This window comes from Burkholderia torrens, assembly GCF_984668525.1.
Map to the genome: position 1 here is coordinate 975,742 of NZ_OZ480212.1, position 19,289 is coordinate 995,030.

At 68.9% G+C, this 19,289-nt stretch carries 22 protein-coding genes; 13 read left to right on the forward strand and 9 right to left on the reverse strand.

What is annotated here, in order from left to right; translation table 11 throughout:
- The first annotated feature begins 75 nt into the window (after positions 1-75).
- The gene (locus tag AC5LXX_RS20690; protein ID WP_034204471.1) at positions 76-210 is read left to right on the forward strand and encodes an entericidin A/B family lipoprotein; all 135 of its coding nucleotides are present in this window, start codon (positions 76-78) and stop codon (positions 208-210) included.
- Between the two features lie 95 nt (positions 211-305).
- On the opposite strand, the gene AC5LXX_RS20695 is transcribed toward AC5LXX_RS20690, so the two are convergent.
- From AC5LXX_RS20695 to AC5LXX_RS20705, 3 genes are all read right to left on the reverse strand, one after another.
- On the reverse strand, positions 306-854 hold the full coding sequence (locus tag AC5LXX_RS20695; protein WP_493412913.1) for a permease: 549 nt from the start codon (positions 852-854) through the stop codon (positions 306-308).
- Between the two features lie 187 nt (positions 855-1,041).
- Positions 1,042-1,995: a DMT family transporter gene (locus AC5LXX_RS20700; RefSeq protein WP_493412914.1), complete on the reverse strand. Its 954-nt coding sequence runs from the start codon at positions 1,993-1,995 to the stop codon at positions 1,042-1,044.
- A gap of 175 nt (positions 1,996-2,170) precedes the next feature.
- Entirely contained in the window at positions 2,171-2,965 is a 795-nt protein-coding gene (locus tag AC5LXX_RS20705; RefSeq protein WP_493412915.1) for an AraC family transcriptional regulator, read from the reverse strand.
- Between the two features lie 170 nt (positions 2,966-3,135).
- Between AC5LXX_RS20705 and AC5LXX_RS20710 the strand changes: the two genes are divergently transcribed.
- Together AC5LXX_RS20710 and AC5LXX_RS20715 are read left to right on the forward strand one after the other, a co-directional pair.
- Positions 3,136-3,969 (forward strand): molybdenum cofactor biosynthesis F family protein, encoded by an 834-nt coding sequence (locus AC5LXX_RS20710; RefSeq protein WP_493412916.1) that lies wholly within the window; start codon positions 3,136-3,138, stop codon positions 3,967-3,969.
- Positions 3,966-4,775, forward strand: a complete 810-nt coding sequence (locus tag AC5LXX_RS20715; protein WP_493412917.1) for an SDR family oxidoreductase — start codon at positions 3,966-3,968, stop codon at positions 4,773-4,775. Before AC5LXX_RS20710 ends, AC5LXX_RS20715 begins: the two co-directional genes overlap by 4 nt.
- Before the next feature lie 108 nt (positions 4,776-4,883).
- On the opposite strand, the gene AC5LXX_RS20720 is transcribed toward AC5LXX_RS20715, so the two are convergent.
- Entirely contained in the window at positions 4,884-5,591 is a 708-nt protein-coding gene (locus AC5LXX_RS20720) for a dihydrodipicolinate reductase (RefSeq protein WP_493412918.1), read from the reverse strand.
- Positions 5,592-5,724: 133 nt separating this feature from the next.
- Between AC5LXX_RS20720 and AC5LXX_RS20725 the strand changes: the two genes are divergently transcribed.
- The 5 genes from AC5LXX_RS20725 (at position 5,725) to creD (ending at position 10,436) form a co-directional block, all read left to right on the forward strand.
- On the forward strand, positions 5,725-5,913 hold the full coding sequence (locus AC5LXX_RS20725; protein WP_493412919.1) for a hypothetical protein: 189 nt from the start codon (positions 5,725-5,727) through the stop codon (positions 5,911-5,913).
- 57 nt (positions 5,914-5,970) lie between these two features.
- The gene (locus tag AC5LXX_RS20730) at positions 5,971-6,684 is read left to right on the forward strand and encodes an SDR family NAD(P)-dependent oxidoreductase (protein ID WP_493412920.1); all 714 of its coding nucleotides are present in this window, start codon (positions 5,971-5,973) and stop codon (positions 6,682-6,684) included.
- 76 nt (positions 6,685-6,760) lie between these two features.
- Positions 6,761-7,477: a two-component system response regulator CreB gene (creB, locus tag AC5LXX_RS20735; RefSeq protein ID WP_493412921.1), complete on the forward strand. Its 717-nt coding sequence runs from the start codon at positions 6,761-6,763 to the stop codon at positions 7,475-7,477.
- Positions 7,478-7,492: 15 nt separating this feature from the next.
- A complete protein-coding gene (creC, locus tag AC5LXX_RS20740) occupies positions 7,493-8,944 on the forward strand; it encodes a two-component system sensor histidine kinase CreC (RefSeq protein WP_493412922.1) in 1,452 nt (483 codons plus the stop codon).
- Positions 8,945-9,047: 103 nt separating this feature from the next.
- Positions 9,048-10,436, forward strand: a complete 1,389-nt coding sequence (creD, locus tag AC5LXX_RS20745; protein WP_493412923.1) for a cell envelope integrity protein CreD — start codon at positions 9,048-9,050, stop codon at positions 10,434-10,436.
- A 76-nt stretch (positions 10,437-10,512) separates the two neighbouring features.
- Here creD and AC5LXX_RS20750 read toward each other — a convergent pair whose 3' ends face one another.
- Complete coding sequence (locus AC5LXX_RS20750) at positions 10,513-10,935, reverse strand: RidA family protein (RefSeq protein WP_493412924.1); 423 nt, start codon at positions 10,933-10,935, stop codon at positions 10,513-10,515.
- 202 nt (positions 10,936-11,137) lie between these two features.
- On the opposite strand from AC5LXX_RS20750, the gene AC5LXX_RS20755 reads away from it, so the two are divergent.
- Both AC5LXX_RS20755 and AC5LXX_RS20760 read left to right on the forward strand, forming a co-directional pair.
- Positions 11,138-11,575, forward strand: a complete 438-nt coding sequence (locus AC5LXX_RS20755; protein WP_493412925.1) for a hypothetical protein — start codon at positions 11,138-11,140, stop codon at positions 11,573-11,575.
- An 81-nt stretch (positions 11,576-11,656) separates the two neighbouring features.
- On the forward strand, positions 11,657-11,854 hold the full coding sequence (locus AC5LXX_RS20760) for an oxidoreductase-like domain-containing protein (RefSeq protein ID WP_493412926.1): 198 nt from the start codon (positions 11,657-11,659) through the stop codon (positions 11,852-11,854).
- Between the two features lie 75 nt (positions 11,855-11,929).
- On the opposite strand, the gene AC5LXX_RS20765 is transcribed toward AC5LXX_RS20760, so the two are convergent.
- The gene (locus AC5LXX_RS20765) at positions 11,930-13,390 is read right to left on the reverse strand and encodes an MFS transporter (protein ID WP_493412927.1); all 1,461 of its coding nucleotides are present in this window, start codon (positions 13,388-13,390) and stop codon (positions 11,930-11,932) included.
- Between the two features lie 170 nt (positions 13,391-13,560).
- Here AC5LXX_RS20765 and AC5LXX_RS20770 point away from each other — a divergent pair, with 170 nt between their 5' ends.
- Together AC5LXX_RS20770 and AC5LXX_RS20775 are read left to right on the forward strand one after the other, a co-directional pair.
- Positions 13,561-14,433 (forward strand): LysR family transcriptional regulator, encoded by an 873-nt coding sequence (locus AC5LXX_RS20770; protein WP_493413393.1) that lies wholly within the window; start codon positions 13,561-13,563, stop codon positions 14,431-14,433.
- 59 nt (positions 14,434-14,492) lie between these two features.
- Positions 14,493-14,813 carry a DUF7660 family protein gene (locus AC5LXX_RS20775; RefSeq protein WP_089448070.1) on the forward strand — a complete coding sequence of 107 codons (321 nt, stop codon included), beginning with the start codon at positions 14,493-14,495 and terminating at the stop codon, positions 14,811-14,813.
- Between the two features lie 47 nt (positions 14,814-14,860).
- Here AC5LXX_RS20775 and AC5LXX_RS20780 read toward each other — a convergent pair whose 3' ends face one another.
- Positions 14,861-15,763 carry a LysR family transcriptional regulator gene (locus AC5LXX_RS20780; RefSeq protein ID WP_493412928.1) on the reverse strand — a complete coding sequence of 301 codons (903 nt, stop codon included), beginning with the start codon at positions 15,761-15,763 and terminating at the stop codon, positions 14,861-14,863.
- 98 nt (positions 15,764-15,861) lie between these two features.
- On the opposite strand from AC5LXX_RS20780, the gene AC5LXX_RS20785 reads away from it, so the two are divergent.
- Positions 15,862-16,845: an NAD-dependent epimerase/dehydratase family protein gene (locus AC5LXX_RS20785; protein ID WP_493412929.1), complete on the forward strand. Its 984-nt coding sequence runs from the start codon at positions 15,862-15,864 to the stop codon at positions 16,843-16,845.
- Positions 16,846-17,188: 343 nt separating this feature from the next.
- On the opposite strand, the gene AC5LXX_RS20790 is transcribed toward AC5LXX_RS20785, so the two are convergent.
- The gene (locus tag AC5LXX_RS20790) at positions 17,189-17,890 is read right to left on the reverse strand and encodes a DUF2848 domain-containing protein (RefSeq protein WP_493412930.1); all 702 of its coding nucleotides are present in this window, start codon (positions 17,888-17,890) and stop codon (positions 17,189-17,191) included.
- Between the two features lie 49 nt (positions 17,891-17,939).
- On the reverse strand, positions 17,940-19,259 hold the full coding sequence (locus AC5LXX_RS20795; RefSeq protein WP_493413394.1) for an MFS transporter: 1,320 nt from the start codon (positions 19,257-19,259) through the stop codon (positions 17,940-17,942).
- Positions 19,260-19,289 lie beyond the last annotated feature (30 nt).

Below are 19,289 nucleotides of genomic sequence, written 5' to 3' on the forward strand. Positions count from 1 at the left end.
TGCCCGGTATGGTGCCGGGCGCCATGCCGCTAACAATTCGCCCGGTCGGGCTTGTTGATTCGAAGGAGAATGAGAATGACGCGTACGATTGCTGCAATGCTGCTGGTGGTGACCGCCGCGCTCGCCGGTTGCAACACGGTCGCCGGCATGGGCCAGGACATTTCGAAGGGCGGCCAGGCGATCAGCGATTCGGCTGAGAAGGCCAAGTAAGCCGACCGGTTCCGGCATGCAGAAGGCGCCGGGCCGTCCCGCGATTGCGGGGCGGCCCGGCGCCTTTTTTTCGGCCGGTGCCGACGCCGGTGGCGTCAGGCGTGTTCGACGAACGCGTAGCGGCCTTCGACCTTGCGCGGCGTGAACCAGCCGTAGTCGGGGAACATCCGGTTGCGCACGTACCAGACGTAGCCCACCAGCAGGGCCGTGATCGCGAGGCTCGGCAGTGCGGTCGACGGATCGCGTCCGAGCTCGGCGACGGTCTTCGGCAATTGCAGCAGCGACAACACGATGAACGCGTGATAGGCGCCGACGCGATGGGTTGCGAAGCCCCAGATGAACAGCAGCGACAGCGGCACGGTCAACACGAGGAACACGGCCACGAGGCCGGTGCCGGCGCCGCTCGCGAAGAAGTAATACGCGAGGATGAGGCTGATCGCCAGTTGGGCGATACCGAGCGCGACCAGGATCCGGACGTGCACCTTGTTCTTGCGGCAGCGCTCGGGATCGGGGCGCGACGCGATCAGCTGCGCGAGCACGCGATCCTTGAGCCCTTGTCCCGACAGTTCGGCGAGCGCGTCGGCCTTTCGCGTGCCTGCGGAGAGCAGCACCGCGATTCTTGTCTTGGCTTCCTTCCTGTTCATTGCGTGGCGGATTGTCGTTCGATGGTTGTCAAAGGTTCCGGCCACGCGAATATTGCATCTTGCGGAGTCATGCGCAATCGGTTTGCAGCACCCGGACACATTCCTACAGCCGCCGTGGCGCACGGGTGACGGGCCATGTCACGGGAGAGAATGGCCGCCGTTGCCGCGATCCCGCGCTGACCGCGGGTCAGTCCGCGGTGGTTTGCGCGGTGGCGCGCGAGGGGCTGGCCGGCCGGGCATCGTTCGCGTCGGCGAGCCGCTCGCGCCGCCGCGTCGCGCCGACGAGCATGCCCGCGACGACGAGCGCGATGCCGGCGACTCGCGTGCCGTTCAGCGTTTCACCGAGCAGCGCGACCGCGAACAGCACGGCCGAGACCGGTGCGACCGCCGTGAACAGCGCGGCCTCGGTGCCGCTCGTGCGAGCCGAACCGGCGTACCAGCACAGGTAGCCGAGCACGGTCGGCACCAGCGCGTAGTAGGCGATTGCCGATACTGCGCCGACGGTCCAGCCGTTTGCGACCGCGCGCCATTCGAATGCGGCCGGCACGAGCGCGAGCACGAAGCCGAGGCCCGACATCGCGGTGGACAGCGCGAGGGGCGGCAGCGGCGCGGCAAGCCGCCGGTTGAGCAGGATGAAAACGGCTTCGCACGCGACGGCGGCCAGCACCAGCGCATCGCCGGCAAGCGTCTGGAGCGACGGCATCGCGTGGCCGGGTGCGAACGTGACGAGCAGCACGCCGGCCGTGGCGAGCGCGGCGGCCACCCAGTCGCGCGGCGTCTGCCGCTCGCGCAGCACGACGGCCGCGATCAGCGTCGACATGGCCGGCAGCGTGCCGAGCATCACGCCGGCGTCGAGCGGCGACGACAGCTTCGTGCCGCTGATCAGCAGCACCGTATAGCCGACGCCGCCCGCAGCGGCCTGGACGACAAGCAAGACGGCGTCGCGCGTGGAAACGCGCGGCCAGCGCATGCGCTGCGCGCGCATCAGCGCGAACAGCAGCGGCGTCGCGATCAGGAAGCGCAACGCGGTGGCCGCGAACGGTGGCAGGCCGCCGGCCGCGAGACGGCTCGCGATGACGGTGCTGCCGACGCCTGCCATCGCGGCGGCGAGATAGAGATAGCCAATCAGTCGTGTCTTCATGCGCCGCATCGTCGCGTACGGCGGCAACGTGCGTCTTGAACGAAATTGCAGCGGGGCGGGGGCGTTGAATGCGGTGCGTGCGCTGGCCGTATGGGGAACGGTTGCGGCAGTAGTGCCAACGACCATCGACTGCGATGCGGTGCCCGCGGATGCTCATGCGCCGGCAGCAGACGCGTCAAACCGCCTGCGTAAACCGCCCCGGCGTGATCCCGAACTGGCGCGCGAACGCGCGCGTCAGGTGGCTCTGGTCGGCAAAACCGGCTTCGGCCGCGGCGTCCGCGATCGGCATTCCGCTGGCGAGCAGCGCACGCGCCAGCCGGGCGCGCGACTGGATCAGGTACGCATGCGGCGTAATGCCGAGCTCGCGCGCAAAACCGCGCAGCAGCTGGAAGCGGCTCACGCCGCTGAGGCCGGCCAGCTCGGCGAGCGAAACGGGTGCGGCCGGCGCCGCGTCGAGCCGCTCCCGGGCGACACGGATCGCCGGTGCGACGCCGGACGCCGGCAGCGCGCGGTTCGCATGCCGTGCGAGCAACCCGGCGACGAGCATCACGAGCGCCTCGTCGCGGGCGAGCGGACGGGATTCCCCCGCGACGATGCGGGCATGCAGCCGGCCGACGGCGGCGGCGAGCCGTGCGTCGCGCACGGCCGGGTGCGCCAGCTCGACACCGGCGAGGCCTTCTTCCGCCGCGACGCCCGCGACCAGCGCGGGTGCGAGGTACAGCATCCGCCAGCGCCGGCCCGTGCCGGCATCGATCGGCGAACCGTCGTGCATTTCGCCCGGGTTGACCATGATCGCGTCGCCGGCCAGCGCGTCGACCTGCCCGCGGCCGCTCCAGGACCGGTGCGCGCCGCTGACGATCACGCCGACCCCGAATTCGTCGTGCGCGTGGCGCGGAAACGCGCGGTCGGATTCGAGGCTGATCGCCTCGATGCCTTCGCCGGTGCGTCGGTAGTGGGTGACACGGTGCATGTGCGCTCCTCGCGCCGGTTGCGGCGCGGATCACGTGCACTTTAGCGCGTTCCGTTGCCACGCGCCCTTCATCCTTTTGGCGGATACCGCGCGGCGCGCGCAGCCCGCACCATGTGCACATCTGCAGCGTACATGGCCCGCCGGGCCTGAAGCTGCGCGGGAGACGGCAGGTGGAACGACAGGATCCGGTATTCATTCAGGTTGGCGCGCTGGCAGACGGCTTCGCGCCGGAAGCGAACATCCTCGCGTCGGTCGACGCACTGGCCGGGCGCACGCTGGCGCTCGGCGACGCATCGGGCGCATGGCGCGTCTATTCGTTCGAGCCGGGCGCGCTGCGGTGGCGCGATGCGGCGACCGACACGGGCGGTCGCGAGCCGTGCCGCGTGACGCGGCTGCGCGACGGGCTGTACTTTGTCGACTATATCGACACGGCTGCCCGCGCGACGTCGGTCAGTCTCGTGATCGATCTCGATCATGGCGTGTGGACGTCGGTCGTCGGCGTGCTGCCGACCGAAGCCGACACGCGCATCGACGCATTCACGCGCGTCGCGCGCGGCTTGCCGCTGACGGCCGTCGATGCGGAATTCCGGCACGGCACGCTCGGCGGCCACGCGCAGCCGGGGCCGCTGCATGCGCCCACGCGCGAGCTGATCGGCAAGCGGACGATGTACCGCTACAGCCCGACCGAATGCTACGAGCACATCTACCTGAACGAGAATTTCTATGCGTGGCAGTGCCTGCAGGGTGTCGAGGGCGGGCTGGCCGATGTCGACCGCTGTCATTACTTCAGGATCGCCGATGAACTGTATCTGTTCGTGTGGAGCGAAAAGGTGGTGCCGACGCTGGGCGTCGTCCTGATCGACCTTGCGCAGCGCAAGACCGACGGCAAGATCTTCGGCTACAAGGGCGGCGATTTCGGGTCGCTGTCGAACTTCCAGATCGGCGCCTACGCGCAGGTGCTGAACGAAACCGTGCATCCGCTCGGCGGCGAGGCGCAGCGATGAATGCCGTGCCGGGCAGCGGCCGCCTGCGTGCGGATTTCAGCGGGCGTGTCGTGCTCGTCACGGGTGCCGCACAGGGGATCGGCGCGGCGATCGCGCGTCGTTTCGCGGAGTCCGATGCGTTCGTCGCCGTGGCCGACCTGAACGGCGACGCGGCCGCCGCGCAGGCCGACGCGCTGGCCAGTGCGGGCGGCGCTGCGCGCGCGTACCGGGTCGACGCAGCCAGCCGCGACGAACTGGGCGCGCTCGTCGCGGCCGTCGAGCGCGACGGCGGCCGGCTCGACGTCGTCGTTCATAACGCCGCGTATTTTCCGCTGACGCCGTTTGCGCAGATCGACGAGCCGACGCTCGAGCGAACGCTGTCGGTCAACCTGTCGGCGCTGTTCTGGCTCGCGCAGGCCGCGTTGCCGGCATTCGAGCGCGCGGGGGCCGGGCGGCTGCTCGTCACGTCGTCGGTGACGGGGCCGCGCGTCGTCTATCCGGGGCTCGCGCATTACGCGGCGTCGAAGGCCGGCGTGAACGGCTTCATTCGCGCGGCGGCACTGGAACTCGCGCGCCGCAACGTGACGGTCAACGGCGTCGAGCCGGGGATGATCCGCACGCCGGCGGCCGGCAATCTCGGCGGCGCGTCGGTCGCGGCGCAGATCGCGCGCGACATTCCGCTCGCGCGGATGGGCGAGCCGGAGGACATCGCGAACGCGATGCTGTTTCTCGCATCGGCCGACGCGGCGTACATCACGGGGCAGACGATCGTCGTCGACGGCGGCGCGACCTTGCCGGAGAGCGGGGCGGTGCTGGGGGACGCGTAACGGAGGACGCGAACCGGCGCGAGCAGCCGTTGCGGTAACGGTGTGGCCGGCATGTCGTGGCGCGCGTCGTGGCGAGCCGCGCCGTCGCCGGCCCGCACGCCGTCTCGATTACAGCCAGCCGTTGCGGATGAATTCGACGATCGAATAGCGGCGGTTCTCGAGATCGTGCTGCCGGACGGCTTCGACGATGCGCGATACGCCATCCGCATAGGGCGCCGCGCCGACCACGCGCGATTCGAACTGCAGGCTGCATGCGCCGTCGTCGATGCGGATCCGGTGCACCGCATGGCGGCCGAGCTGATCGTCGGGGATGCCGAATTCGCTGCGCTGCACGTCCGGGTCGCGCACGGAGCGGATGTCCTCCGGCGGTACGCCGAGCGATTGGCCGATGCCGACGGCCGTACCGGGGACGGAAGTCTTGCCGGCCTGATGCGATTCCGCCAGGCTGATCTCGCAATCGCGGAACAGGTGGCCGCTCGTTTCCAGCATGCTCATGAACTTGAGCATCAGGATGTTGGTGTTCGGGCAGAGCACGACCGGGAAGTCATGCGATGCGGTTTCGAGGTCGGAGCCGGTGGACAACTCGACGAGCGGCGACGCGGTGGCCCGGCAGAACGCGATCGCGGCGGGAAGTTCGCGGCCGGAACCGGCGTGCACGACGATCGATCGGGCGTCGCTATGTCGGGCGTCGCTACGCGTTGCGTCGTCTTGCATGCTGTCCGACCAGGGCATCACGCGACAGGTCGCCGGGTCGAGCTTGTGCGCATTGAGCAGTTCGTTGGCGAGCTTGCCGGTTCCTACGACGATTACTTGCATGGAATTGACGGGTCGGGATTCAGGATTCGAGTCGGGGCGCGCGCGCCGCGCCGGACGGGCCTCGCGCATTATGCCCGGCCGCCCGCGTCCGCGCTTGCCGGGCGCTGCATGGCGCGGTCGTCCGCCGACGTGTTTGCGCAACTCGTTCGTCGTCGCGCTCGAGCGCCGGGCGAGCCTGGCTCGCGACGTCGTGACGGCCCGCGACGGGTGGGCCGCGATCCGTTTCGTGATGCTGCCGCCGGGCTGGCGGCCGGGCAACCGGCGCGAAACGACGAACGAATTGCGTCGCTTCAGCCTCGTCGCCGTGCGCACGGATGCGTGAACGGCGCTACGCTGTCGCAACTTCGTCAAACTACCCTCGATCCAGGAGAACTCATCGATGGAACACGATCTGAAAGGCAAGGCAGTCGCGATCACCGGCGGATTCGGCCATCTGGGCGTCGCGACGGCCGCATGGCTCGGCGAGCGCGGCGCACGCGTCGCGCTGATCGGCCGCGGCGCGGCGCCCGATGCACAGGCGCTGCCCGGCGTGCCGGCCGACGCGCTGCGCGTCGGCGGCATCGATCTCGTCGACCCGCAGGCCGCGGTGCAGGCGCTCGAATCGGTCAACCGCGCGTTCGGCCGGGTCGACGCACTGCTGAACATCGCCGGCGCATTCGTATGGCAGACGATCGCCGACGGCGATGCGGCCACGTGGGACCGCATGTACGACCTGAACGTGAAGACCGCTCTGAACGCGTCGAAGGCCGCGCTGCCGTACCTGCTGGCGAGCCCGGCCGGCCGCGTCGTCAATATCGGCGCGGGCGCGGCGTTCAAGGCCGGCGCGGGCATGGGCGCGTATGCGGCCGCGAAGGCCGGCGTCGCGCGGCTCACCGAGGCGCTGGCAGCCGAACTGCTCGACCGCGGCGTGACGGTGAACGCGATCCTGCCGAGCATCATCGACACGCCGCCGAACCGCGCGGACATGCCCGATGCCGATTTCTCGCGCTGGGTGCGGCCGGAACAGATCGCGGCGACGATCGGGTTCCTGCTGTCGGCCGACGCGCAGGCGATCACCGGCGCGTCGATTCCGGTGAACGGCCGCGTCGCGTAACGCGCCGGGGAGGGGCTGGCCGGGTCCTGCCGTGCGTACAATGTCGCACCGGATTGTGCGACCCGAACCCGAGACCATGAATCAGCCCAATATCCTGATCGTCGAAGATGAAATGGCGATCGCGGACACGATCGTCTACGCCCTCGGCACCGACGGCATGCAAACCGTCCACTGCACGCTCGGGCAGGCGGCGCTCGACCACCTGCGCGACACGCGTTTCGATCTCGTGGTGCTCGACGTCGGCCTGCCGGACCTCAGCGGCTTCGAGGTGTGCCGGCGGCTGCGCACGTTCACCGACATTCCGGTGATCTTCCTGACCGCGCGGCACGACGAGATCGACCGGATCGTCGGGCTCGAAATCGGCGCCGACGACTACGTGGTCAAGCCGTTCTCGCCGCGCGAGCTGGCGGCGCGGGTGCGTGTGATCCTGCGCCGCTTCTACCGCACGGCCGCGCCGGGACCGGCGCCTGCACCTGCGCCGGCGGCATCGCCGGCCGAAACGATCGCACCGGGTTTCACGCTAGACACCGACGGCGCGCGCGTATCGTGGCACGGCCACGCGCTGGATCTCACGCGCTACGAATTCGGCCTGCTGGCGCTGCTGGTCCGGCATCCGGGGCGCATCTATTCGCGCGAACAGCTGATGGACCTCGTGTGGCACGAGGCATTCGATTCGGCCGACCGCACGGTCGACACGCACGTCAAGACATTGCGCGCCAAGCTGCGCGCGATCGATCCCGAGCGCGACCCGATCCGTACGCATCGCGGAATGGGTTATTCGCTGCAACCGTAACGACCGGCACCGCCCATGCATATCGGCCTGCGCATCTTCTTCGGTTTCTTCCTGATCGTCGGTCTCGCTGCGCTGATCACGCTGCGCGTATTCGTGCAGGAGGTGAAGCCCGGCGTGCGCGAGGCGATGGAGGACACGCTCGTCGATACCGCGCAGGTACTCGCGACGCTGGCCGCCGACGACATGGCGCACGGGCATATCGCCGACGGCGCGTTCGCACGTCAGCTCGGAAAACTGCGCGAGCGTCCGGTCAGCGCGAACGTATGGGGCATCCAGAAGAACGCGATCGGCTACCGCCTCTACATCACCGACGCGCACGGCATCGTGCGCTACGACTCGTCCGGCAGCGCGGTCGGCCAGGACTATTCGCGCTGGAACGACGTGTACCGGACGCTGCGCGGCGAATACGGCGCGCGCAGCACGCGCAGCGATCCGAACGACGACAGCAGTACCGTGATGCACGTCGCGGCGCCGATCCGGCGCGGCAACGAGATCATCGGCGTGCTGACGATCGCGAAGCCGAACCAGACGGTCGCGCCGTTCATCGCGCGCAGCCAGCGCAAGATCATGCTGTACGGCGCGTTGCTGATGGGCGGCGCGATCCTGATCGGCGTGGCGTGCACGTGGTGGCTGGTGCTCGGGCTGCGGCGCCTGCAGCGCTATGCGCGTGCGATCGCGGCCGGCGAGCGCGCGGCGATGCCGCTGCAGGGCGCGAACGAACTGGCCGAGCTCGGGCGCGCGGTGGAGAGCATGCATCAGCGGCTGGAGGACCGGCAGTACGTCGAAACCTACATCCACACGCTCACGCACGAGATGAAGAGCCCGCTGGCCGCGATCAGCGGCGCGGCCGAACTGCTTCAGGAAGACATGCCGGTCGCGAACCGCCGGCGCTTCACCGAGAACATCCGTCGCCAGGCCGGCCGCCTCGAACAGATGATCCGCAAGCTGCTCGCGCTGGCCGAGGTCGAGCAGAAGCAGCGCCTGTCGGTGCACGAACCGGTCGCGTTGCGGCCGGTGCTCGAACAGCTCGTCGACGATCTCGAACCGCGCGCGCGGCAGCGCGGCGTGAGCCTGCGGATCGACGCGAACGATGCGGTCGATCCTGCCATCGTCGAAGGCGATCCGTTCCTGCTGCGCCAGGCGCTCGGCAACCTGCTCGACAACGCGCTGGATTTCGCGCCGCAAGGCAGCACGATCCGGATCGCGCTCGAACGGCAGCCGGTGGGCAGAGCGCACGTCGCTGTCGTGCGCGTCGACGACGACGGCCCCGGCGTGCCCGACTACGCGCTCGCGCGCGTGTTCGAGCGCTTCTATTCGCTGCCGCGCCCCGACGGGCAGGATCGCAGCACGGGCCTCGGGCTGTGCTTCGTCCGCGAAGTCGCGATGCTGCACCGCGGCCAGGTCGCGCTCGCGAACCGTGACGAAGGCGGAGCGTGCGCGACGCTCACGCTGCCGGCGGCCGGCTGAGCGCGCTTCACGTTCGCCACACATTCGCTTCACACCGGCTTCAATCGCCCTTCACCGGGGCCGCTCATGCTGACCGCACCTTCCACTTCGGTATCCGTCAGCAATGAATCGAGTCCTGTTGTTCAAGTCCGTGATCACCGCGTTTCTCGCGCTGGCGATCCTGATCCCGCTGCAGATGGTCCAGAGCATCGTGCGGGAACGCGCCGACTATCGGCAGAGTGCGCTGCAGAGCATCTGGGCGAGCTACGCGGGCCCGCAGTCGGTGACGGGGCCGGTGCTCGTCGTGCGTTACACGGAAGTCACGCGCGTGCGCGACGACTCGCCGGCCGGCGGCAAGGCGAAGACGAGCCTGAGGAGCGAGACGAAACGCCTGCTCGTGTTTCCGAAGACGCTGAGCGTCGACGGCACGCTGTCGGTCAGCGTGCGCTATCGCGGCATCCACAAGGCGCTGGTGTACGGGCTCGACAGCCGGATGACGGGCACGCTGCCGCTGCCTGACGTGAAGAAGCTGCCGCAGGCCGACGGCCACGTGAGCTTCAAGATCGACGGCGCGTATGTCGCGCTCGGCATCGGCGATCTTCGCGGGCTGAAGGCGCAACCCGACCTGCGCATCGGCGGCAAGCCGCTCGATGTGGAGCAGGGCACGCGGCTCGACAGCCTGCGCCAGGGCGTGCACGCGAACGTCGATCTCGCGGCGTTGCTGGACGCAAACGCAGGGGCGGCGGTCGTGCCGTTCAGCATTGGCCTGCCGCTGGCGGGTGCGGAATCCGTCGCGTTTGCACCGGTGGGTGACCAGAACGACTTTTCGTTGAAGTCGACATGGCCGCATCCGAGCTTCGGCGGCGAGTTCCTGCCGGCGGAGCGCACGATCGATGCGCACGGCTTCACGAGCAACTGGCACGTGACGTCGTTCAACACGAAGGCGCGCGAGCAGGTGGCGTCCGGCAACGGCGGTGACGAGATCGAGATGGCGTCGGTGTCGTTGATCGAACCCGTGAACGTCTATCTGCAGGCGGAGCGCGCGACGAAGTACGGTGCACTGTTCGTGATGCTCACGTTCGCGAGCTTCTTCATGTACGAGCTCGTGAAGCGGCTGCGCATTCACCCGATCCAGTACACGCTGGTCGGCCTGTCGCTCGCGCTGTTCTTCCTGCTGCTGCTGAGCCTGTCCGAGCACATCGCGTTCGGCTATGCGTATCTCGCGGCGAGCGCCGCATGCATCGGACTGCTCGGCTTCTACCTGTCGTTCGTGCTGCACAGCGTGAAGCGCGGCGCGACGTTCACGGCGCTGCTCGCGATGCTGTACGCGGCGCTCTACGGGCTGCTGCTGTCGGAAGACAATGCGCTGATGCTCGGTTCGCTGCTGCTGTTCGCGATCCTCGCCGGCATCATGACGCTCACGCGCCGCGTCGACTGGTATTCGCTCGGCGCCGCATGGCAGCCGCTGGCGGACAAGCAGGGTGCCGTGAAACCGGGCGCGCAGGCGAAGTAATTGCGTGGGAGGCGAGCACGCGCACCGGTCGGGAATGCCGCGGCCGGCGCGCGCTTCTGTACGGGGCTGCCGAGCTTCATGCGCGCGAGGCGGGCCGACGAAACCGCGCAAGCGGAATCTCGGCGACGGCCGTGATCTCGATCAGCAGGTCGGGATGGTAGAGACGCTCGACCTGAACGGTCGTCGTCACGGGATAGGGCTCGGCGAAATACCGCTTGCGGATATCGCCCGCCTGCATGAACGCGTCGATGTCGGTCGCGTAGTGCACGAGCGAGATCACGTCCTGCATCTGTCCACCCATCGCGGCCAGTACGTCGCGGATGTTGTCGAGCGTCTGGCGTACCTGGGCGCGCATGTCGCCGTGGCCGACAACCTGCCCGTCGCGGTCGAGCGCGACCTGTCCCTTCAGATGCACGATCCGGCCGTCGCCCTGGATCACGGCCATCGAGAACGCGCCGAACGGCGCCCAGACTTCCGGTGGGTTCACTGCTTCAGCCATCGTGCGGCTCCTGTGGGGCGATGAGGCGGATGCGGCGGCAGGTTTGGCGGCGGGCGTCGCGATGGAGCAAGGCCGAGCGCCGGCCGGAAATGCAATGGAAGCGAGACATCGACAGCGTCGCCGGGTTCACCGACAATCGCGCCATTATGGATCAGCGCCCGGTGAAGCGTGAGCGACGCCACGGCGGTAACGACGACACCTCATGGACGATATCCGGATCATCAGGGATCTTGCAGAAATCGAGGACACCGCCTACATCGAGCTCATGGGCGGGCCGTATGCGCGCAAGTGCTGGAACGAGGGCTCGCTGTTTTTCAGGGAGGAAGTCTTCGGCCTGTTCGAAGCGGCAAGCGAGCGACAGATCCCGGACTACGATCATTACGCGTTCAACGGCATCGGTATGCCGGACTGGCTTCGGATCATCGACGAACTGGACGACACGCGCAGATTGCTTGGCGACGCCGCGCGGCGTACGGCGGCACTCGACCGGCTCGGCTTCGTGTTCCACGATTCGCGGCAGGCATTCGTCGACCGTCTGGACGCGAGCTGCGCCGAGCTTGCAGAGGTCATCGCCGAAATCGACGCATGGACGCGCGAGGTGCGGATTCGCCACGACCAGGTGACGATACTGGGAATATGACGCAGCATGGCGCGGCCCGCGCGGCCCGCATGCCGTGCGGCTCCGCGTATACTGAACGCGTCTCTTCATTCGATTTTCGCCGTGCCCAACACTGCCTCTCCGGAATCGCCCGTCGACGATCCGCGTCCGACCCCGCCCATCCAACCCGAACTGGAAGACTGCTGCAACAGCGGCTGTTCGCCGTGTGTCTTCGATCTCTACGACGAAGCACTCGCGCGCTATCGCGTCGAACTGGCCGAATGGGAAGCGCGCCAGGCGCAGCGCAAGCATCACGCGTGAGCCGGGTGCGGGCGAGCGGCCGCATCTGCACCGTTTGCGCGTCGGACCCTGCCTGCGCCGCGATTCCCGTCCCGCTTACGTGCCTGCGTGCAGCCGCCGATGCAGCGGCCCGAGCATGGCCGACAGCGCGACGCACACGAGCAACACGGCCGTCAGCGCGAACATCGACGTCCTGAAGCCCTGCACATAATCGAGCGCGGCCGGATGCGCGCCGAGCCGGGCGAAGAACATGCCGCCGAGCGTGGCCGCGCCGACGGCCGCGCCGATCTGCAGCATCGCGGTGACCATGCCGGATGCCAAGCCCGCGCGCGCAGTATCGACTTCCGCGAGCACGATCCGCACGACCGACGGCAGCACGAGGCCCTGGCCGATCCCGATCGCCGCGATCCCTGCGTAGAAGCCGGCGCCCGACGCGGCTGCACCGGCCAGCGCGGCGGCCGTCGCGACGCCGGCGGCGAGCATCGCGAAACCGAGCGTGAGCACGCGATAGCCGCCGAACCGTTCGACGAGTCGCGGCATCAGCAGCGGGCTCGACAGGAAGCCGAGCCCGAGCGGCAGGATCGCGAGCCCCGACGCGAGCGGCGACCAGTTCAGGCAGCCCTGCAGGTAGATCCCGTAGCTCAGGAAGAACGCGCTCAGCGTATAGAACAGGAACGCCAGCATGAGCCCGAGCGCGACGACGGGGTGACGGAGCAGGCGCACGTCGAGCAGCGGATCGTGGCCGCTCGCGAGGCGGCGCGCCTCGACCGCCAGCAGCGCGCCGAGTATCGGCAGCGCGCCGACGAGGCACGCGACCATCCACAGCGGCCAGCCGGCCTCGCGCCCGTGCGTGAGCGGGTAGACGAGCATCAGCAGGAACAGCGACAGCAGGGCCATGCCCGGCACGTCGATGCGCTGGCCGCGCGGCGGCCGGCTTTCCGGGATGAAGCGCCAGCTGCCGATCAGCGCCAGGATGCCGATCGGCAGGTTGACGAGGAAGATCGCGCGCCAGCCGAGCCCGAACGGATGCAGGCTGATCAGCGCACCGCCGCCGAGTTGGCCGATCACGGCCGCGAGGCCGAACACGAAACCGTAGAAGCCCATCACGCGCACCTGCTCCTGCGGGCTGAACACGCTGCGGATCGTCGCGAGCACCTGCGGCGCGAGAATCGCGGCGAACAGGCCCTGCAGCACGCGGCCGCCGACCAGCACCGCGCCGCTGCCGGCAAGCCCGCACAGTGTCGACGCGACGACGAAGCCGGCCATCCCGATCATGAACATGCGCTTGCGGCCGTACAGGTCGCCGAGCCGTCCGCCGGTGATCTGCACGACCGCGTTCGCGCACGCGTACGCCGACACGACGAGCTGCAGCTCGGCCGGGCGCGCGCCGATGCCGTCGCGGATGGCCGGTAAGGCGAGATTCACAATGAAGTAGTCGAGCGGCGGCAAAATCGCGCCAACCAGCAGGACCACCAGCGCCCAGCCATGGTGGCTGCGCGGCGTCGCCGCGGCGGCCGTGCCGGCCGGCGCGCAGGGAGCAAGGGTGTCGTTCGTCATGGAAGCAAGTCCGAAGGAATGGGTGCCACATTCACGCAGGACGCGACGCCTGGTGCGCCGGTTCCGCCGTGGGCGGGCGATTGACCCCCATTCTGGGTGGTGGCAATGAATCGGAAAAGCGGGAATTGGTGGTAGCATTCATCGGGTTATTCGATGGATAGAGGATGGCGATGCGCGGTTTCGACCTGGATCAGTTGCGCACTTTCGCGGCGGTTGCGGATGCCGGCAGCCTGACGGCCGCCGCGCCGCTGCTGCACCTGTCGCAGTCGACGGTCAGCGAGCAGGTGCGCAAGCTCGAATCGCGCGCCGGCGTGCCGCTGTTCGTGCGCAGCAAGCGTGGGGTCGAGCCGACGCCGGCCGGCACGCGGCTGCTGCAGCACGCGCGGCGCATCGTGGCGCTGAACGAGGCCGCGTTCGACGAAGTGCGCGGGCAGGCAATCAAGGGCGAGCTGCGCGTCGCGATCACCGATTACTACCGGACCAACGAAGTCGCGGGCCTGCTCGCGCGGCTGCGGGAGTGCTACCCGCAACTGAGCCTGCACGTCAGCGCGATGAAGAGCGCGGAGATCGAAACGGCGCACGCGCGCGGGCAGGTCGATCTCGGCGTGGTGATGAACCTGTCGAGCGGGCCTTTCCGCCCGGCGTCGGCCGATACGCGCTGGGTGTTGCGTCGCGAGCCGCTGTCGTGGGTCGCATCGCCCGCGCTCGCCGAGCAATTGCCCGAGCCGCTGCCGCTCGTGCTGCTGCCGGACGACTGCATGATGCATCAGGTCGCGGTGCGCTCGCTCGACGAGCAGCACATGCCGTACCGGCTCGTGCACAGCGCGTCGGGGGTGGCCGGGTTGCAATCGATGCTGGCGGCGGGGCTCGGTGTGGGCTGCCTGTGCGCGTCGGCGATCGGCGAGGGCATGATGCGGCTCGGCGCGAAATTCCGGTTGCCGCCGCTGCCCGACGCGGTGTTTTCGCTGACCCCGCCGATGCCGGGCGAACGCGAAGCCGTCACGCAGGCGCGCGAGGTGCTATCGCGGCAATTGCTGATGTAAAACCGGGCCGCACGACACGCGGCGGCGCGTACCTGAGAGGCGCGCGAAGGAACTTAAAAATGAACGACGAACTGCAACGCCAGATGGCCGCAAAACTGCAGGATGCGCTGGAGCGCGTGGTCGACGAGCGCTCGCTGATCCACTTCCTGCGCGTGCTCGGCCATGACTGGAACAAGGAGCGGCAGCTCGAGGCCGACGTGCCGCCGTCGCCGTACTCCCGCGCCGCGCTTGGCTGGGAAAACCACTCGATCGGCGAGTACCTGGACGCGATGGTCGACTGGGCCGAAGCGTCGGAGGAAGGGCTGCGCTTCTACGACGTGCCTGACAATCCGTGGCGGCGTATGGCGGACATCCTGTTCGCCGGAAAAATCTACGAATAGCGCCGCTCGCGCGCTTCGTCCAGGTCACGCAGGCCGTCGCGAACCGGCTATTCGACGGCTTCGCCGCTCACATACGCACGCAGCCCTTCGGCCAGCGCATCGAACACCGCGCGGCAGCGCGGGCTCGTCCGCAGGTCCTCGTGCATCACGACCCAGGTTTCCAGCTGCATTGAGAGCCGGTCAGGCAGCACGCGCACGAGCCGGGCGTCGCGTTTCGCGAGCCCGCTCTGGCAGAAGCCGATCCCGAAGCCGGCGCGGATCATCGCGAGTTGCGCGAGGTTGCTGTCGGTGCGCAGCGCGAACGCTTCGCGCTTCCATGACGGCATCCCGCGCCCCGCCGAGCGGATGAACGGCGTGACCGTATCGAAGCCGATCAGCGCGTGATGCGCGAGTGCGTCGGTCGTCGCGGGCGCCCCGTGGTGCGCGAGATAGTCGTCGCGGGCATACAGCCCGACCTCGATTTCGCCGACGCGCCGCGCGACGAGCGCGTCCTGCGAGGGTGGCGCCATCCGGACCGCGATGTCGGCCTCGCGCTTCAGCACATCCTGGATGCGGTCGGTCGGCACCAGCTCGATGACGAGCCCCGGATGGTCGCGCCGCAACTGCGCGAGCATCGGCGGCAGCACCTCGACGGCGATCACGTCGCTCGCCGAGATCCGCACGATGCCGCGCACGCCCGCGCCGTGGCTCGCGGCCGCACGCTCGAACGCGGCGGCCGCGCTGCGCAGCGCTTCCGCGTGGCCGCGCAGCGCAAGCGCCGCCTCGGTCGGCAGCAGGCCCGACGGCGAGCGCGTGAACAGCGTCTGGCCGAACGCGCCTTCGAGCGCCGCGACGTGGCGGCCGGCGGTGGGCTGCGTAATGCCGAGCGCGCGCGCCGCACCGGACAGCGAGCCTTCCGTCAGCACGGCGAGGAAGGTCCGGTAGCGTTCCCAGTTCAGATCGGTGGTCATACATAAATGTATAGCTGATCCATCGGATTCGGCAATTCCTTGTTAGCCGTCGGCGCGCCAGAATGCGTGTCATCACGGTTCATTCAAGGAGAGCGGCAATGACGACCCACGCAGGCGGGACGCAACGACAGGCACTCGTGCTCGGCGCGAGCGGCGGGATCGGCGGGGAAGTCGCGCGGCAGTTGCGCGATGCGGGCTGGAAGGTGCGCGGGCTGAAGCGCGGGCTCGACGCCGAGGTCGTGGAGCGCGACGGCATTGCCTGGATGCGCGGCGACGCGATGGATCGCGATGCGGTCGTCCGCGCCGCGCGCGGCTGCAGCGTGATCGTGCATGCGGTGAATCCGCCGGGCTACCGGAACTGGGCCGGGCAGGTGCTGCCGATGATCGACAACACGATCGCGGCGGCGAAGGCGGAGCGGGCCACCGTCGTGCTGCCGGGCACCGTCTACAACTACGGCGCCGACGCGTTTCCGGTGCTGGTCGAAGATGCGCCGCAGCATCCGTCGACGCGCAAGGGCGCGATTCGCGTCGAGCTGGAGCGCCGGCTGCAGGATGCGGCCGGGCAGGGCGTTCGCACGATCATCGTGCGTGCCGGCGATTTCTTCGGGCCGAAGCTCACCGGCAACAGCTGGTTTGCGGCGGGGTTCGTCAAGGCCGGGCAGCCGGTTGCGGCCATCAGCGTACCGGGGCGGGACGGCATCGGGCATCAATGGTCGTACGTGCCGGACGCCGCGCGCTCGATGGTCGAGCTGATCGAGCGGCGCGACACGCTGGAACCGTTCGCGCGCTTTCACCTCGGCGGGCATTGGGACGAGGATGGCTCGCAGATGGCGGAGGCCGTGCGCCGCGTCGCTCAGCGGCACGGGCTGCGGCCGACGGTGCGCAAGTTCCCCTGGTGGTTCGTGTGGGCCGCGGCGCCGTTCGTCACGACGCTGCGCGAATTGCTCGAGATGCGCTACCTGTGGCGCGAGCCGATCCGGCTCGACAACACGCGGCTGACCGCAGTGCTCGGCCGCGAGCCGGTGACGCCGCTCGATACGGCAGTGGAGGCGACGCTGGCGGGGCTGGGGTGTCTCAAATGAGCCGCGGCCGGTCACGGGCTGCGCCCGAAACGCGTCACGGCGAACCACCGCACTCGCGGAACAACAATTCTCCACATACCCGCGCATGTCCGATGCGCATCATGTCGGTCAATGCCGAGACGGCGAAAACGGGGGGCGCGATGGGGTATTTCGGATGGAAAGTGTCGGTTGCGGGGGCAATCATGTTCACGTTGAGCGGGTGCACCAACCTGGCCGGCGTACTGTACTGCGGCAACTCGCAATTCAATTTTCCGGATTACCACTGCTTCGAATCATACCGGTAGAACAGGCGCGCCGACCGAAAGCCGCCGCGCCCGCGTCCCGTGCGGTTTCCTGCTGCCCGTTACGCCACGACCGGCAGCACCTCGACCGCATACCGGTGCCGAAGGCTGCGCCCGAGCACCGGATCGTGCAGTTCCATCTCGAACACATCGCCGTCGCCCATCGCCGCGATCGCGCCATGCACGGCGACCGTGCCGCCATACATCGCGCAGCGCGCGGGCATCGTGCGGCGGTCGTCGAAACGCTGCCACAGCACCTCGGGCACAAGCAGGCCGCTGACCGCGCCGTGCTGATATGCCGACCGTTCGCCATCGCGCGAAATCAGCCAAGCACGCATCTCGATCGCATCCCAGTGATCCGCTACTTCCGCGTAAAGCCACGCGTCGCGGCCGAGCGGCTTCGCGCATACCTGTTTCGACACCGCGACACCATACGCTTCGACTTCGCGATCCGTATGATCGGACCCGACCGTGATCAGCGTGCCGGCCGGGCTGTCGACCAGCACGCATTCGATTTCGCCGCCCGAACGCGCGCCGAGCACGCCGATCGACGGCGCCTGCGTGAGCAGCGCGGACGACACGCGGTAGAAGCACGGCGTGGTCGACGGCGGCGCGACGCCGAGTGCCGCGAGTTCGTCGATATGCGCCTGGATCGCAGCCGGGTCGCGGCCGGCCCAGCCGGCAATCACGACGCGCTGGATGTCGACGTCGACGGCGGCCGGCGTGCCTTGCAGGGAAATCACGTTGAACGACAGGGTTGGCATGCGGAGATCCGTTTGAAGTGCGAAGAGAGGAATCGGCTGGCGGCGGCGCTCAATCCTCGAGCGGCCGGTGCGCGGTTTCGCGCGCGGCGAGCAGCGCGATCGACGTGACGACGAGCGCGGCGGTGACGTACAGCGACACGGCTGTCGTCGTGCCCGTCTGCCGGAACAGCGCGGCGATCACGAGCGGCGCGAAGCCGCCGCCGACGATGCCCGCGAGCGTGTACGCGAGCGACGAGCCGGCATAGCGCACGCGGGTCGGGAACTGCTCGGTCACGAACGCGCCCTGCGGGCCGTACATCACCGCATGGATCACGAGGCCGATCGCAACCGCCGCGACGATCGCACCCGGGCGCGCCGAATCGAGCATCGCGAAGAACACGAACGCCCACACGATGCCGGCAACTGCGCCGGCGAGATATACGGGCCGGCGGCCGAAGCGGTCCGACAGCGCGCCGAAGAACGGCACCGCGAGCGCGTTGCAGGCCGTGCCGATCATCACGGCCGTCAGTGCGACGGGGCGCGACAGGTGCAGCACGGTCGTCACGTAGGTGAGCGTGAACACGACGATCAGCGCATACAGCACATCCGAGCCGATCCGCGAGCCGCCCGCGATCAGCAGGCGCTTCCAGTGATGCTTCAGCACGTCGGCGACGGGCACTTCGGCGGTCGCGTGCGACTCGGCGAGTTGCTCGAACTGCGGCGTTTCGTCGACGCCGCGTCGCAGCCAGAAACCGAACACGACGAGCAGCGCGCTGGCCGCGAACGGCACGCGCCAGCCCCACGACAGGAAGTTGTCGGACGTGGTCGACAGCGTCACGAGCGCGATGCACCCGGTGCCGAGCAGCGTGCCGAACGACGGGCCGATCTGCGTCCACGACGCGGACAGCCCGCGCCGTTTCTGGTCGCCATGCTCGACCGACAGCAGCACCGCGCCGGCCCATTCGCCGCCAAGCGCGACGCCCTGCACGAAGCGCAGCGCGACGAGCAGGATCGGGCTCAGGATGCCGGCTTGCGCATAGGTCGGCAGCGCGCCCATCGACGCGGTCGTCACACCCATCAGCACGAGCGTGAGCATCAGCACCGCGCGGCGGCCGATGCGGTCGCCGAGGTTGCCGAACACGAAACCGCCGAGCGGGCGCGACACGTAGCCGACCGCATAGGTCGAGAACGCGAGGATCGTGCCGGCCAGCGGGTCGACCGACGGGAAGAACAGATGATTGAAAACGAGCGCGGCGAGCGTGTTGTAGATCGTGAAGTCGTACCACTCGAGCGACGTGCCGATCATGCTCGCGGTCGCGAGTCGGCTGGTGCGGACGCGGCGGGGCGCGCGGGCGGCGGGCTGGGCGAGAGTGCTCATGGTATCGGGCAGGTCGTGACGGATGACGGGAGTAAGCGCCGG